Genomic DNA, 13,811 nt, shown 5'->3' on the forward strand with positions numbered 1-13,811 from the left:
ATCTTCCAGTTCGTATCGTTTAGGTGTTGTCATCGGAATGCCTCGATTCGTTTTTCCTCAGATTATACCTGAATTTTTAGTTTTCAGACAGTCCCTAGTAAAACGTTCTTGGCTTAAATATTAAACGCTTACATCGCTACTTTAAACGAAACGCTGTCAATCCTACGAAGCATTAAAAATGGCTAAAAAACACAGCAAAAAACGTTAGATTATGTGTCTTAGTTAACACGTAATCTAACGTTTTTTATATCTACAATATCTTATGAGCGTTGATTTGAAATTTTTGCCATATAGTCGGTGTGTTTTTCGCTGTCGAATTCCTTTTCAGACTTACTAATTACAACGGTTGCCAAAGAATTTCCGACAACGTTGACGGCTGTGCGACCCATGTCGACGATGCGGTCAATTCCTGCAATGAATGTTAGCCCAGCCACGGGGACACCGATGGTTGAGATTGTTGCTAGTAGCACGACGAACGAAGCGCCAGGCACACCGGCCATTCCCTTGCTAGTTATCATGAGAACCACTAACAGGGTGACTTGTTGACCAATCGACAAGTTGATATGGTAGGCCTGAGCGAGAAATAATGCCGCTAAGGATTGGTAGATGGCAGAACCGTCTAAGTTAAAGGTATAGCCGGTTGGGACAACAAAAGCGACAATGCCCTTGCTGACACCATAGTGTTCGAGCTTATCCATTGTTTTCGGAAGGGCTGATTCAGAACTAGCCGTGGTGAAGGCAAGGATAATCTCGTTTTTAATTACTTTAAGTAGCTCGAACAAGTTGATCCCGAATCCTCTGGCAACTAGTCCCATCACAACAACGACAAAGAATATCATGGTCAGATAAGTGACTAAGATGAACAATCCGAGCGGGGCCAATGCGGTCAATCCCATTTGCGCGACGGTGGCACCAATTAAAGCACAAACGCCGATTGGCGCGAGATGCATAATCCAGTTTGTGACTTTGAACATAACGGCGGCCACGGCATTGAGAAAATCGACGATAATCTTACCAGGTTCGCCGATTGCAGCCGTGCCTAATCCAAAAAATACGGAGAAGAAAATTACCGGCATCATGTTGCCTTCACTTAAAGCGGCAAAGAAATTAGTAGGAATAATATTAAGCACAGTCGCCCAAATACCGCCTTCGGAAGCGTGTTTTGCGGTTTTGACGTACTGGGAGATATCCGTTTTAGGTAGGTCATGAATGTTGATAAGACTGCCAGTTCGAGTAATGTTACCAATAATTAGACCTAAAATGATTGCTAAAGTTGTCATGCTGGCGAAGTAAAGTAATGTCTTACCACCAATACGACCAAGTTTACGAATATCACCCATATTGGCGATGCCGACTGTTAGGCAGGAAATCACAATTGGCAGAACAATCATTTGAATTAGACCAATAAACATTGCACCAATATTGGTAAATGCAGTAATGGCCGGCTTCGAATGATAAAAAATTGCGCCAAAAACAATCCCCAGGACTAACCCGATGCCAATTTGCCAACCTAAACTTATTCGGAATGTGCGGTGTTGCTGCATAAGAAAACCCCCGATTATAAATGTGAAAAAGAAAACTAACCTTTATACATACTATCACGAATAATTATCGGGATTCAGACTTGAAAAGTTCGGGAACCTATGTGCTATATTTCGATTCTGCGAAATCCGAACTTTTACTATTCAGCAGTGAAATACGCCTTAAAAATACGAACATTCAATGTTGAATCGAGCGTTTATACGTTAATAAGCAAAAAAATGAATTAAAAAAGATGACTCGTTTCACGTGAAACGAGCCATCTAATTAAAATTTTGCTACTGATAAGGGGGTTACAGCAATTTAGCATCTTTCATTAATTCTTCAATATAAGTGCCCTTAACCTTTCTGACAGCTTCCTTAGCGATTACCTTTTGACTCCATGGCAAGTCCATTTCTGCTAATGGTTTCTTGTCGTTTAGATAATACAAAGCATTCATGAGTACACGGGCATCGAATGCAGAGCCAAATACCTCTGGAACACCACGATCGACATCTAGCAATGTGTAAACGGCCTCCATGGCGGTTCTTACGGAATATTCAGTAGTAAAGACAGTGTCACGAGGCGTTTCAGCATAATTGCCGATAAAGGCAAGGTTTTTGGAATGCTTAGGCACAACAAGTGGGCGGTCACCTAATGCACGTGGCATGAAGTAAGTGGTGATGTAAGGCATGTGTGTTGGCACGGTATTGCAAGAGTTTGTGGCGATGTCCACGATTTGGTCATCAGGAACACCCATGTGGTAAAGCCATTCCTCACACAGCTCGATCCCGTTACAGTCTTCCATGTTCTTGTCGACGTAGTTCCCAGGTTTGCCTGAAATCAAACCATAGATCCAAACGATTAATTCATTGTCCTTTTGCTTTTTGAAGTGTGGTTGACGACTGATTGAATACCCCAGAATCCAGTTGGAATCTTTGATGGTGACTGGTCCGCTTGTCACAATGGAACCGCTGTGAGGGTCCTTTTGGCTAACATGTTCAATGAACGGAACGATTTTATCATCTTTAAAGGTTAGCGTAGCAGACATCGTCCAGTTTGCAGCGGGAATGTTTTCGCAGAACTTTTCTGGATGACCGAAATCAGGATCTTGGGCAGCCAAGTTTTTCCATAATTGCCAGCTAGCACCGAGCTCATGTTCCTTTGGCGCAGGGTGCGTGTTATCGCCATAGGTTGTGCTCTCAGTGATGGATCCGTTGGTTACGAAAACAAGGTCATTTTCAGTCAATTGCTGATTCTGCGGTTTGCCATCAACTGTCATTTCAATCTTTGTCGCAACCTTATCGTTGCCGACGCGGTTAACTAAAATGTTATTCACAACGGTATTGTATTGGAAGTGAACGCCATGATTTGTTAAATAGCTAACTAGTGGCAAAATCAGTGATTCGTATTGGTTGTACTTCGTGAATCGCAATGAGGAAAGTGTTGATAAGGAGTCGACATGATGAACGAAACGGAGTACATATCGACGCATTTCTAGCGCACTGGCCCACTTTTCAAACGCAAACATCGTTGACCAATAAAGCCAGAAGTTGGAATTAAAGAAGTCATCACTAAAGACTTCGTCAATCCGTTTATCCTGCAGTTTTTCTTCAGGAGTGAGCGCAAGGTCAATCAATTCTTTAATCGCTTTTTGAGAAAGGGTGAGCTGACCGTCATTTGCCAAACGGTGTCCACGGTTCTCGATGACACGAGCCTTTGAGTAACTGGGATCTTCTTTATTTAGCCAGTAAAATTCATCAAGTACCGAAGCGTCTTTAGTCTCTAAAGAAGGAATAGAACGGAATAAATCCCACAATGTTTCAAAGTGAGGTTCCATTTCACGGCCACCACGAATGATGTAGCCACGTTGTTCATTCCAAATACCGTCCATACTGCCACCGGGGAGGGCCAATTCCTCTAAAACGTGAATATGGTCGCCAGGCATTTGACCATCACGAACTAAGAACGATGCTGCTGCCAGTGCGGCTAGTCCGGAGCCAACGATATAAGCCGATTTTTGATCAACGTTGGCAGGCTTCTTTGGACGTGCAAATGCTTCGTAATTCCCGTTTGAATAGTACATAAATGCCACCCTTTCTTAAAATGAAATAATCAGTTATCGATATAATAATCGTTACATTTGTAACTATCTTTAGTATAATGACAGCGGTTACATTTTTCAATATAGAAAGTTAAGTGGTGTTAATGAATAAAAAAAGTTTACGTACACAACAACAGGTAGAAACCGCATTATTTGAACTGATGAGCCAGCACCAATATAACGATTTATCGATCACCCAGATTACTGATGCGGCGGGCGTTTCACGGGCAGCGTTTTATCGTAACTACACGAGTAAAGATATGATTTTAGATAGTTTTATTCAACGAGAATATGCGCAATTTATGCAGGATGTCACGGATCATAAGCATGAGGATTTGGCGGATTTATTGACTGTTTATTTAACTTACTTTGTTCAGCATCCAATGATCATGAAGAATTTGTTGCATGCTGGATTAGATGGACCAATTTTAAACAAACAGACGGCGTATTTTACCAAGTTTGTCCATGATTATTACGGGGAAAATTATCTAAAGGACTACGAGCTTGCTTATTATTCAGGCGGAACATTTATGGTGTTACATTGGTGGGTCAAACATAACTACGCAATGCCAGTCACAAAGGTTGTTAAAATTTTAACGGATCGTTTCATGGTCAAAGAGATGCATTAGGGTTGTGAATAGGCGAAATTATATTACGAAAAACCACATCCATTTTGCGGATGTGGTTTTTCAAGTCATTATCAGAGTGGTAATTTCAGGTAATCCGGTTTGACCCAATGCAGTCGATTTACGAAGACCATCTTTAATACTAAAGCCAAAATGATTGGCAGAATAATGAATGCCAGTAGCACGCGAAGGCCGACATTTGAGCCAGTGGTAGTTTGCAATGCAGTCAAGGGTCCAATTAATCCGGAGAGCCCAAAGCCAGCGGAAAACGCTGTTCCACCGACGCCCAATATAGCTGCGAAGGCGCCCATGATACTAGAACCCATCAAGATTGGGATGAACATCACCGGATGCGCTAGCATATTGGCCATCTGAATTTTTGGCGAACCCACAAAATGAGCAATTGTGCCACCAAACGAATTTACGGACACTCCCATGGCGGCTAAGGCGAAGCTGGTTACGATAATGCCAGCGTTAGCCGCACCAGAACCGATGCCGGTCAAACTAATGGCCGTTGCAATGCCAACGGACGATAGAGGAGACACAATGAGAAGTGCAAAAATCATGCCCAACAAGGCACCCATCATTATTGGCGTCAGTGTTGTGGCCGTGGCAACAACCTGCCCGATGGCTGTTTGAATGCCAATCATAGCAGGCAAGGTGAGCAGGCCAATTGAGCCACAAATAAGGACGACTAAGGTTGGTTCCAGGATTAAGCGTAGTTGTCCCAAACGGTTATGAATGACAAAGATAAAAATTGCTGTAACGGTTAGTACAAGCAAAACGTTAAGAATAGCACCAGTACCAGCTATTGCCAGGCCAGTTTTTGTGGGCTTGAGGACGCCGGCAGACACAAATGTGGCAAAGCCAAGTGCAGCAGTATCAAGGACATCAAATTCAAAGGCGTGGCCAACGGCGAGGGCCGCGATGATGGGCAATAGGCTTTGAATGACAGTGACCATCATTAACAGGTTACGGGTCGGGACGTTTGTTCCAAACAATGGGATGATTTGGGAGGTTAATGCTGCCGGGATAAGGGCAATGATGATTCCCAGACTAGTGCCGTTTAAAATGGCGAGAATAAATGGTTTGAATTGGGCCATTTCACGTTTGATGGTGGTCATTAGTCTGGTTACTGATAGTGCAGGGGATGTTTCTTCGGGTATTTTCATCGGCAAGCTCTCCTTAGTTAATGCTTAGGTTGATTATTCGACGCTGTGTTCCGTTGGTCGATCGGCAAGAATGTCCTGAACATCGTTCAATGAGATATCAACCATGTTTTGGACTGCAATATTAGTGAAAAAGGCGATGTGCGGCGTGATGATCACGTTATTCATGGCGTGCAGCTTGGCAATATTAGGTTGTGAGTCAAGCCCATCTTGTCGATGATTGGCATTAAAAATCTTCTCCTCACCAGTTACTGTATCGAGCATGGCAAACGCAAGTTGGTGGGTTTCAAGAGCGGTTATTAAGTCGTTCGTATTGATGACTGGACCGCGACTAGCATTTACAATGCCTGCCGTTGGTTGCATAAGGGCAAAATCGTTTGCGGCAATCAATCCTTCCGAAGTTGGATTAAGGTCGACGTGTAAACTGACGACATCGGATTTGGCCAATAGGGTTTGTTTATCAACGTAGGTCACCAGCGGTTTTAACGCTTCACGTTCAACCACATCATAAGCTAAAACAGTTGCACCAAGAGCGTGCAGTAGTTTAGCTAAAGTACCGCCAATTCGTCCAGCGCCAACAATGCCGATGGTAGCTGAGTGAATTTCTTTAGCCTGTAAACCAGCCCAAGAGTAGTTATTTTCGCGGACCTGAGCATCGACCAATGGCGCTTTTCGTAATACACGGAAAATTTGCATGAGGGCGTGTTCGGCAACACTGCGTGGTGAGTAAGCAGGAACGTTAGTAACGAGTAATCCGGCCTTATGGGCCGCTGCCACGTTAATCATGTCAACACCGGCTGTTCGGGACGTCAGTTGTTTAAGCCCCATGTCAGCTAATTGTTGGTAGACGTGATCATCGTCAATGCGATTGCGTTGTTGGATAACAATCCCGTCAAAACTGTTAGCCTGGTCAACAGTTGACGCAGATAAGGCATCCGTCGTTGTGTGAATTTCGAGGTGTTCACGTTTCGCGTGATCCTTGATAGCTATCATTTCGTCTGGTCGGACTGAATACATAATGATTTTTGTCATGTGAGTGACCTCCGTTTAATCTTTAAGGTTTAGTGAGTTTCCATATAAGTTGTGAGGCGGGCCATGGCCGCCTTTAAGCTTGTCATTGAGGCAGCGTAACTAAGGCGCAGGTAGCCTTCGCCGCCGGGTCCAAACGCAGCTCCTGGAATGACAGCCACTTGACTGGTTTGAGCTAACGAAAGGCAAAAATCGTAATCAGTCATGTGCAAACGTTCGGGAATTTTCGCGAAGATATAGAATGCGCCTAACGGTTTAGGGATAGTGAAGCCGAGCTTTGTCATGGTGTTATAAACGAAATCACGGCGCTGTTTGTATTCTGCCTTCATGTTCTCGGTGTCATGACGGCCCTGTTCTGTTCCCAATGCTTCAGCAGCTGCTGCCATAGCCGGATTAGAGGCTGACGTTACCGTAAAGGCATGCATTAAATTGATTCTGCCAATTAAGGCTGCCGGGCCTGCGAGAATACCAACACGGTATCCTGTCATGGCATGTGATTTTGACACACCGTTTAAGACTAATGTTTGTTCCGGCAGGTAGTGTGCAAATGAAACGTGATGTTGACCATATGTCAATTCAGAATAAATTTCATCGGAAATCACAATGATATTGGTATCACGAAGCACATCCGCTAAGGCTTCTATTTGATTGGCAGTATAGGTGACGCCCGTGGGGTTAGACGGAAAGTTTAGCATGATAGCCTTGATGTCATCACCATATTCATTGATAGCAGTTCGCAGTTGCTGGGGTGTGAGGACAAATTGGTTAGGTTCTGTGTTGATGGGGACGACTTCGGCACCGTTGAGTTTAATAATTGGCTCGTATAAGGGAAAGGTTGGCCCCGGAAGCAACACTTTATCGCCGGGATTTGTGACGGCTCGGAGTGTGTCAGAAATAGCCTCAGTTGCGCCAACGGTAGCGACGATTTCTGTTTGCGGATCATATTGAATACCATAACGATCTGCTAAAAAATGTGCAGCCGCTTCGCGTAACTTTACGGTCCCAGGAACTGGCGCGTAATGGGAATCATTGTCCTCAATGCTCTTAATGGCGGCCTGTTTGACGTGTTCAGGGACATTAAAGTCCGGTTCGCCTAACGTTAGTTTGATGATGTTGGGGATATCGCTAACTTCGTGGTCAAAGCTGCGGATCATATCTGGCTTGATAGCTAGTAGCTGGGTGTTTAAACGTTGTGTGAGATCTTGTTGTTGTGTTTGCATATAAAATATCCTTTCTAAACTTTGGCTCGATGGCAGTGATAATTGAATTGAAAACAAGAAAAGCCCCCAGCGTGTCGTTAAACACCTGGGGGCTTAAATCATCGATAAACAACTGATGACCATACACGCAGATGTTTTATCCATCCGCATGGCCACGTTAAATAATGGCTAGTTGGATGAATTTCCAAAAAACCAAAAATAAAACGCATATGTAGTTTTGACAGTTGTTGTTGTCATCATTAGTAAGCTTCCTTGAATTAAAGATTGATTAGAATACTAATTTATTTTTCATGACGTGTCAATGAAAAGTTTAATAATTGCTGACCAAACGGCTGGCAGGTTAGCAAACAAATTTGTAAAACCAATTAAATATATTTATTAAAAATGGCCAGAGCAGACGATGCTCTATTAAGTCGAGTGCGAGCTAGCGGAATTCCAGTACAATTAATTTTTTTATAGCCAGGCACAAAACACGTTCAATGGAGCGCATTTATCCTAACATTGTTCGTTTACTGATGATAAGATGGCTTCATCAATTTTTTGAGGAAGGTTTTACATCGTGAAGGATAGACGAATCAGTGTGGCACTGCTACTGCCGAGTTTGGTTGGAATTATATTGTTTTTGATTTTTCCAGTTGTTCAGTTGGTGTTACCAGTGATTTTTGGAGTAAAAAGCAATGAAACATATTTTTTATTTTTAAGAGCTACATACAACCAGCAAATTATTTTCAGAACGATTGGCACTGCATTTGTAACCACCTTGGGCTTGCTAGTTTTAGCATTTCCATTTGCGTTTTGGATTGCTCACCAAAGAATGAAAGTTCGTAAATTACTGTCGCTTGTCATTTTATTTCCGATGCTCACTAATGCGGTCGTTAGAAACTTCGCTTGGATTCTAATCCTTGGACGTAACGGGCTAGTCAACACGTTGTTAATGGATCTGCATATTGTCCACCAACCAGTTCGCATTTTATATACGAATACGGCTATTGTGATTGGACTCATTTATTTGTTTTTCCCTGTCATGGTGACGATGCTGATTGACCCAATCGTATCGCTGGATCAATCAGTTGATGAGGCGGCCGCAATGTCAGGAGCAGGTCCTGTAACACGTTTTTTCAAAATTACCTTGCCGCAGTTAACGACCAGCCTACTGACTGGCAGTATCTTAGTTTTTGCAGGCGCAATGACAGCCTATACGACGCCACAATTACTAGGTGGTAACAGTAGTTTAGTTTTGTCGACGTTGTTGTATCAGCAATCCATGACACTGGGGGATTGGCGGGCCGCAAGTATTGTGGCATTGACGCTGATATTGATTGCCTTAGCAAGTCTATCAATAACAAAAGTCATCACTAAGCGGATTTCGGGAGGTAACGAAGTTTGATACAGAAAAAACACTGGTTATTGACGTTATATGGTTACTTGATGTTGCTACTATTGTTGCTCCCACTAGTTTTAGTTGTTGTCACTTCATTTGGTACACAGACAGCTATTACTTTTCCGATAAAGGGTTTCACTTTGAAATGGTACGCCAATATATTGTCACAACCTGACTTTGTGACAGGTTTCAAAACAAGTTTTGCAGTCGCTGTTACTGCTAGTCTCTTAGCAATTGTGATTGGAACGCCAGCGGTTTATGCATTAACGCGCCGTGGCATTCATCATGCTAACTGGTTTCAAACAGTTTTTCTGTCCCCAACCTTGATTCCAGAGATAGTTATCGGCTTTGCACTATTTCAAAGTTTAGTTATTGGAATCAAGCTGCCGCTAATGCCAGTTCTTATCACAGGGCACTTTCTACTCAGCGTGCCATATGTAATTAGAATGCTAACGGCTAGGTTATTGCTGTTTGATCAGACTATAGAAGAAGCCAGCTGGTTAAGCGGAGCATCGAAAATAAAAACTTTTTTCAGGGTAGTGATTCCGAATATTTCAGGCACGCTCCTCGCTATTTTCATCATGTGCTTTATTAATTCATTCAATAACATTCCCATTACACTATTTTTGAACGGCCCGTCGTTAACAATGCTGCCAACTGCTATTTTGAATTATTTGCAAAACAACTATGATCCAACCGTTTCAGCAGTGTCAGTAATTTTAATGTTGTTGACAGGTCTCATGATGTGGCTGATGGAACGGATGAATGGCTTAACACGTGTTAACGAACATCTGAATCAGAAAGGACAGAAATAAATAATGCAGGCAATGCAAGTTAAGCACTTATCAATGTCGTATGAGGATGGTAAAAAAGTGCTGACAGATATCAATTTTTCAGTTAATGCGGGTGAACTAGTTTCGATTCTTGGTCCAAGCGGATGTGGGAAAACGACTACATTAAGAATCATTGCGGGACTGCAGCGTCAAACAAGTGGGAATGTTGCGATTGATGAGCGGTCAATTGACTCGGTCCCCGTTTTCAAACGTAATATGAGTATGGTCTTCCAAAACTACGCTTTATTTCCTCATTTGAGTGTGTTTGAAAACGTCGCATTCGGTTTAAAACAACGCGGTATTGGCAAAATAGCTATTCGCAAACGTGTGGCCGAGATATTGTCTCTAACAGAGCTAACGGATTTAGCTAATCATCGACCACACGCACTTTCCGGTGGTCAGCAACAACGTGTTTCGCTAGCGAGAGCCTTAGTTGTTAATCCGACGTTACTGTTACTGGATGAACCACTCAGCAATTTAGACAGGGCACTGCGTTTGTCCCTACGAGAAGAAATTCGCCGACTACAGCAAAAATTAGGAATAACTGCACTTTTCGTTACGCATGACCAAGAAGAAAGCTTTGCAATTTCTGACCGCGTCATTGTTATGAATGGTGGTCATATTGAGCAAATTGCGTCGGCACAAACCGTCTATGCTCACCCAGCAACAACGTTTGTAGCAAAGTTCATCGGATTTGAAAATTTCTTCAACGTAACAGGGCAGGTGAATTCAGATGAGTATTTAAGCGGTGAAATGCACCTTTACATGGCCGTGAAGACAACTAAACCGGCGGTTCGGCTTTGCATTCGACCTGAAAACATTCGTCTTGATACCAGCATGGATACTCAACAGAACAGTCTTAACGGCATTATTTGCGACAAAACGTATCTTGGCCGCGCATATCGTTATGTCGTTGCAACGGACCATTTAGGCCAAATCAAGGTGGATTCAGAAGAGGCAACGCATCAATTAGGGGACGCAGTACGGCTGACATTACCGTCCGACAAACTCATTGCATTGGCAGAATAGGAGAATTTGATGACACACCATAAGGAATTATTGAAAAGAATAACCATTTCGTTGTTACTCGGTGGATTGACGGTTGGCTTTTTGGATGCAACGGCGAAAGCAGATGAGTCGATGACCGTTTCAACGTTCGGATTGGCTACAAAGCAGATGAATAGCGACGTGTTGGCGCCGTTTGCGAAGGAAAATCATGTAACGATGCGCACCCAATTTGGTGACAGTAACGCCAGAATGACACAATTAGAACACAATCCTAACAGTGGCGTAGATGTGGTTGAATTATCACAAAACAATGCGTTGTCAGGGAATCAAAAACACTTATTTAAGAAATTGGATTTCAGTAAGCTAAAGAATTTCAAACGGCTTACACCTGCTCAACAAAAATTGGCAAAAGAAACCAACAGTGTGCCGTACACGTTGAACAGTGTTGGGATCATGTATAATCCTCAAAAGATTTCGATTAACTCATGGAAACAACTGTGGTCATCAAAACTAAAAGATAAACTGGCTATTCCGGATATTACGACGACATTTGGACCCGCGATGATTTATCTTGCTGGCGAGCGCGCTGGTACGGCTGTTGAAAAAGATAATGGTCAGGCAGCATTCAAGGCATTGTCACAGTTGAAACCTAATGTGACTAAAACATATTCACAATCCTCTGACATTGCCAATATGTTTAAAACGGGAGAAATTGATGCGGCAGTTGTCGGTGATTACGCTGTCAATATGGTTCAAAAGGCAAACCCACAATTAAAATATGTCGTGCCGGCGTCAGGAACATTAGCTAACTATGATACGGTTTCAATTTTGAAAAGTAGTCATAATACCGAAAAAGATTATCGGTACATTGATGCCCGTTTAAGTGCAACGGTTCAAAAAAAGGTTGCCAGTCCGCAGTCATTAAATAATGCGCCGGTTAATAAGGCTGTTCAATTAAGCGGTAAAGACGCAGAAAATAAAACGGTTGGCACAGTTGCTAAGCGGGCTGAAAGCCTCAACTTTGCGTATGTTAATCGTCATTTGGCCCAATGGATTACACGTTGGAATCAATTGATGAATAAACAATAAGGTTAGGAGACATTATGACAAACGTTGATTTACTGATTAAAAACGCTCGAGTTTACAACAGTTATACAAAGACTTTTAACAATGTTGATGTCACCGTTAAAGACGGCAACTTTTATTGGATTGGTGTAAATTTACCTGATATCGTGGCAGAGCGGACGATTGATCTAAAAGGCTTTTCAATTATTCCGGGATTGGTTGACGCTCATATGCATATTGAGAGCTCAATGGCTACTCCCACAAACTTTGGTCGTGCTGCCGTTAAGTTTGGCACGACAACAGTAATTGCAGATGCCCACGAAATTGCCAACGTGGCTGGCATTAATGGTCTGTCTGAATTCATGCGCCAACCCTCATGCATTTCAGTTTTTTATGCCATTCCTTCTTCAGTGCCATCCACAACGCCGGCAATGGAAACAACCGGTGGCATTATTGGGCAGGACGAGGTTGCCACGTTATTAAACGATCCTAAAATCATCTGCTTGGGCGAGGCCATGAACTTTAAAGGGATTACGTCACAGCCTCAGTCACTGATCCGGAAAATTATTAAGGACTGCCGCAATATCAGACCGACAATGCCTTTGGAAGGTCATGCGCCCAAAGTGAGTGGCAAGGATTTGGCTGATTTTATTAATAGTGGCATTACATCCGATCATACTTTCCAGACGCCTTCATCCTTAATTGAAAAGATAACTAACGGCATGTTCATTGAAATTCAACAAAAGTCATTATCTACAGAGATAGTGAAAACAATTATTGAACATCAATTTTATGAACATGTTGCACAGGTAACGGATGACGTGATGGCTGACGATTTGCGCAGTGGACACCTTAACAGGCTGGTTGAGCAAACAATTAAATTTGGTATGGCGCCAGAAGAGGCAATTTACTTGGCCACTTATACACCAGCTCGTCGGATGGGACTTTGGGATCGTGGTTCCATTGCGCCAGGTCGGATAGCAGACTTTGTTGTTCTTAGTGACGTAGATAACTTTGTTATTGAGGATGTATTTTTGCATGGCAACGCAGTGACAGATATTGTTGCTCCTGATGCAAATGAAGGATCGTCATTTGACTCGACTATTGCAGATTCCGTTCACGTGCCAGTATTAACAGAATCAGATTTGTTAATCAAAACGGCTATGCAACGTGACGAGGTTGCGGTTAACACGGTCCAAATTAGTGCTACTGGCACTTTTACTAAGCGTGGCCAAGTTTCATTGCCAGTCATTAACGGGCAAGTGCAGTGGCAAGAAAATAATTTATCTCTGTTGATGGTTCAAAATCGTTATTCGGGTCATGGTGAACTGGCATTTGGCTTTGTCGAAAATGGTGTTAAAGGACATGGTGCTATAGGGGCAACATGGGCTCATGATCATCACAACTTGATGATTATGGGGACGGATATTCCTTCAATGCGACGGCTAGGATATCAAAACAGCAATGAAATTATGTCATTTTCAACGCTATCGTTGTTGGTTTCACCAGCGATTAAAATTTCAGATAAAGGATTGTTCGATGTTAAAACACAACAATCTATCCCAATGTTTGTAAAATAATGCCGTCAGTAACTCACTTAAAGTAATTGGTGAGATAATCTAACGGTTTAATATATGAATTAGGTCACAGAGACAACTGGGCGAATTGGCTACTTGTTTCTGTGACCTTCTTGTATTTGCAATACATAGATAATGTAGCTCTCTTATGCGAATGAAAATAAAACTAATATTTTATTCCCTTGAATTGTCAAATTAAGTGCAACACTACATTAAAGAATATTTCATAAGGCGTTTTCCATCCGAGACATTTACGGGGACGATTATTCATTTGTTCTGC

11 protein-coding genes are annotated in these 13,811 nt (G+C 42.6%); 6 read left to right on the top strand and 5 right to left on the bottom strand.

The annotated features are described in order from the left end of the window. Nucleotides 1-260: 260 nt before the first annotated feature. Both GB992_RS08435 and GB992_RS08440 read right to left on the bottom strand, forming a co-directional pair. The gene (locus tag GB992_RS08435; protein WP_161002034.1) at nucleotides 261-1,544 is read right to left on the bottom strand and encodes a dicarboxylate/amino acid:cation symporter; all 1,284 of its coding nucleotides are present in this window, start codon (nucleotides 1,542-1,544) and stop codon (nucleotides 261-263) included. Between the two features lie 288 nt (nucleotides 1,545-1,832). Further along, nucleotides 1,833-3,605: an oleate hydratase gene (locus GB992_RS08440; protein WP_161002035.1), complete on the bottom strand. Its 1,773-nt coding sequence runs from the start codon at nucleotides 3,603-3,605 to the stop codon at nucleotides 1,833-1,835. A 122-nt stretch (nucleotides 3,606-3,727) separates the two neighbouring features. Between GB992_RS08440 and GB992_RS08445 the strand changes: the two genes are divergently transcribed. Further along, a complete protein-coding gene (locus GB992_RS08445; protein WP_161002036.1) occupies nucleotides 3,728-4,252 on the top strand; it encodes a TetR/AcrR family transcriptional regulator in 525 nt (174 codons plus the stop codon). A gap of 71 nt (nucleotides 4,253-4,323) precedes the next feature. On the opposite strand, the gene GB992_RS08450 is transcribed toward GB992_RS08445, so the two are convergent. From GB992_RS08450 to GB992_RS08460, 3 genes are read right to left on the bottom strand one after another with little or no spacing between them, the layout of a single operon-like run. After that, on the bottom strand, nucleotides 4,324-5,421 hold the full coding sequence (locus tag GB992_RS08450; RefSeq protein WP_238331083.1) for a PTS sugar transporter subunit IIC: 1,098 nt from the start codon (nucleotides 5,419-5,421) through the stop codon (nucleotides 4,324-4,326). Between the two features lie 33 nt (nucleotides 5,422-5,454). Then, nucleotides 5,455-6,450, bottom strand: coding sequence for a D-2-hydroxyacid dehydrogenase (locus GB992_RS08455; RefSeq protein WP_161002037.1), 996 nt, complete (start codon nucleotides 6,448-6,450; stop codon nucleotides 5,455-5,457). Nucleotides 6,451-6,479: 29 nt separating this feature from the next. Beyond that, nucleotides 6,480-7,667 (bottom strand): aminotransferase class I/II-fold pyridoxal phosphate-dependent enzyme, encoded by a 1,188-nt coding sequence (locus GB992_RS08460; RefSeq protein ID WP_161002038.1) that lies wholly within the window; start codon nucleotides 7,665-7,667, stop codon nucleotides 6,480-6,482. A gap of 559 nt (nucleotides 7,668-8,226) precedes the next feature. Between GB992_RS08460 and GB992_RS08465 the strand changes: the two genes are divergently transcribed. Genes GB992_RS08465 through GB992_RS08485 form a run of 5 tightly spaced genes read left to right on the top strand, consistent with a single transcriptional unit; the run spans nucleotide 8,227 to nucleotide 13,534 of the window. After that, nucleotides 8,227-9,054 (top strand): ABC transporter permease subunit, encoded by an 828-nt coding sequence (locus GB992_RS08465; RefSeq protein WP_161002039.1) that lies wholly within the window; start codon nucleotides 8,227-8,229, stop codon nucleotides 9,052-9,054. Continuing rightward, nucleotides 9,051-9,863: an ABC transporter permease gene (locus GB992_RS08470; RefSeq protein WP_161002040.1), complete on the top strand. Its 813-nt coding sequence runs from the start codon at nucleotides 9,051-9,053 to the stop codon at nucleotides 9,861-9,863. The genes GB992_RS08465 and GB992_RS08470 overlap by 4 nt, the downstream gene beginning before the upstream one ends. Before the next feature lie 3 nt (nucleotides 9,864-9,866). Further along, nucleotides 9,867-10,910, top strand: coding sequence for an ABC transporter ATP-binding protein (locus GB992_RS08475; RefSeq protein WP_161002041.1), 1,044 nt, complete (start codon nucleotides 9,867-9,869; stop codon nucleotides 10,908-10,910). Between the two features lie 9 nt (nucleotides 10,911-10,919). Then, nucleotides 10,920-11,978 (top strand): ABC transporter substrate-binding protein, encoded by a 1,059-nt coding sequence (locus GB992_RS08480; RefSeq protein ID WP_161002042.1) that lies wholly within the window; start codon nucleotides 10,920-10,922, stop codon nucleotides 11,976-11,978. Nucleotides 11,979-11,992: 14 nt separating this feature from the next. Next, nucleotides 11,993-13,534: an adenine deaminase C-terminal domain-containing protein gene (locus GB992_RS08485; protein ID WP_161002043.1), complete on the top strand. Its 1,542-nt coding sequence runs from the start codon at nucleotides 11,993-11,995 to the stop codon at nucleotides 13,532-13,534. Nucleotides 13,535-13,811: the final 277 nt, after the last annotated feature.

Origin of the sequence: Furfurilactobacillus milii (assembly GCF_009863985.1) — a bacterium.
Taxonomy (GTDB): domain Bacteria; phylum Bacillota; class Bacilli; order Lactobacillales; family Lactobacillaceae; genus Furfurilactobacillus; species Furfurilactobacillus milii_A.

What these genes read in the sequence shown, in the direction of transcription:
- GB992_RS08475 (WP_161002041.1), top strand. Translation starts at nt 9,867, where the DNA reads ATGCAGGCAATGCAAGTTAAGCACTTATCAATGTCGTATGAGGATGGT.
- GB992_RS08440 (WP_161002035.1), bottom strand. Translation starts at nt 3,605, where the DNA reads ATGTACTATTCAAACGGGAATTACGAAGCATTTGCACGTCCAAAGAAG.
- GB992_RS08455 (WP_161002037.1), bottom strand. Translation starts at nt 6,450, where the DNA reads ATGACAAAAATCATTATGTATTCAGTCCGACCAGACGAAATGATAGCT.
- GB992_RS08450 (WP_238331083.1), bottom strand. Translation starts at nt 5,421, where the DNA reads ATGAAAATACCCGAAGAAACATCCCCTGCACTATCAGTAACCAGACTA.
- GB992_RS08435 (WP_161002034.1), bottom strand. Translation starts at nt 1,544, where the DNA reads ATGCAGCAACACCGCACATTCCGAATAAGTTTAGGTTGGCAAATTGGC.
- GB992_RS08460 (WP_161002038.1), bottom strand. Translation starts at nt 7,667, where the DNA reads ATGCAAACACAACAACAAGATCTCACACAACGTTTAAACACCCAGCTA.
- GB992_RS08485 (WP_161002043.1), top strand. Translation starts at nt 11,993, where the DNA reads ATGACAAACGTTGATTTACTGATTAAAAACGCTCGAGTTTACAACAGT.
- GB992_RS08480 (WP_161002042.1), top strand. Translation starts at nt 10,920, where the DNA reads ATGACACACCATAAGGAATTATTGAAAAGAATAACCATTTCGTTGTTA.
- GB992_RS08445 (WP_161002036.1), top strand. Translation starts at nt 3,728, where the DNA reads ATGAATAAAAAAAGTTTACGTACACAACAACAGGTAGAAACCGCATTA.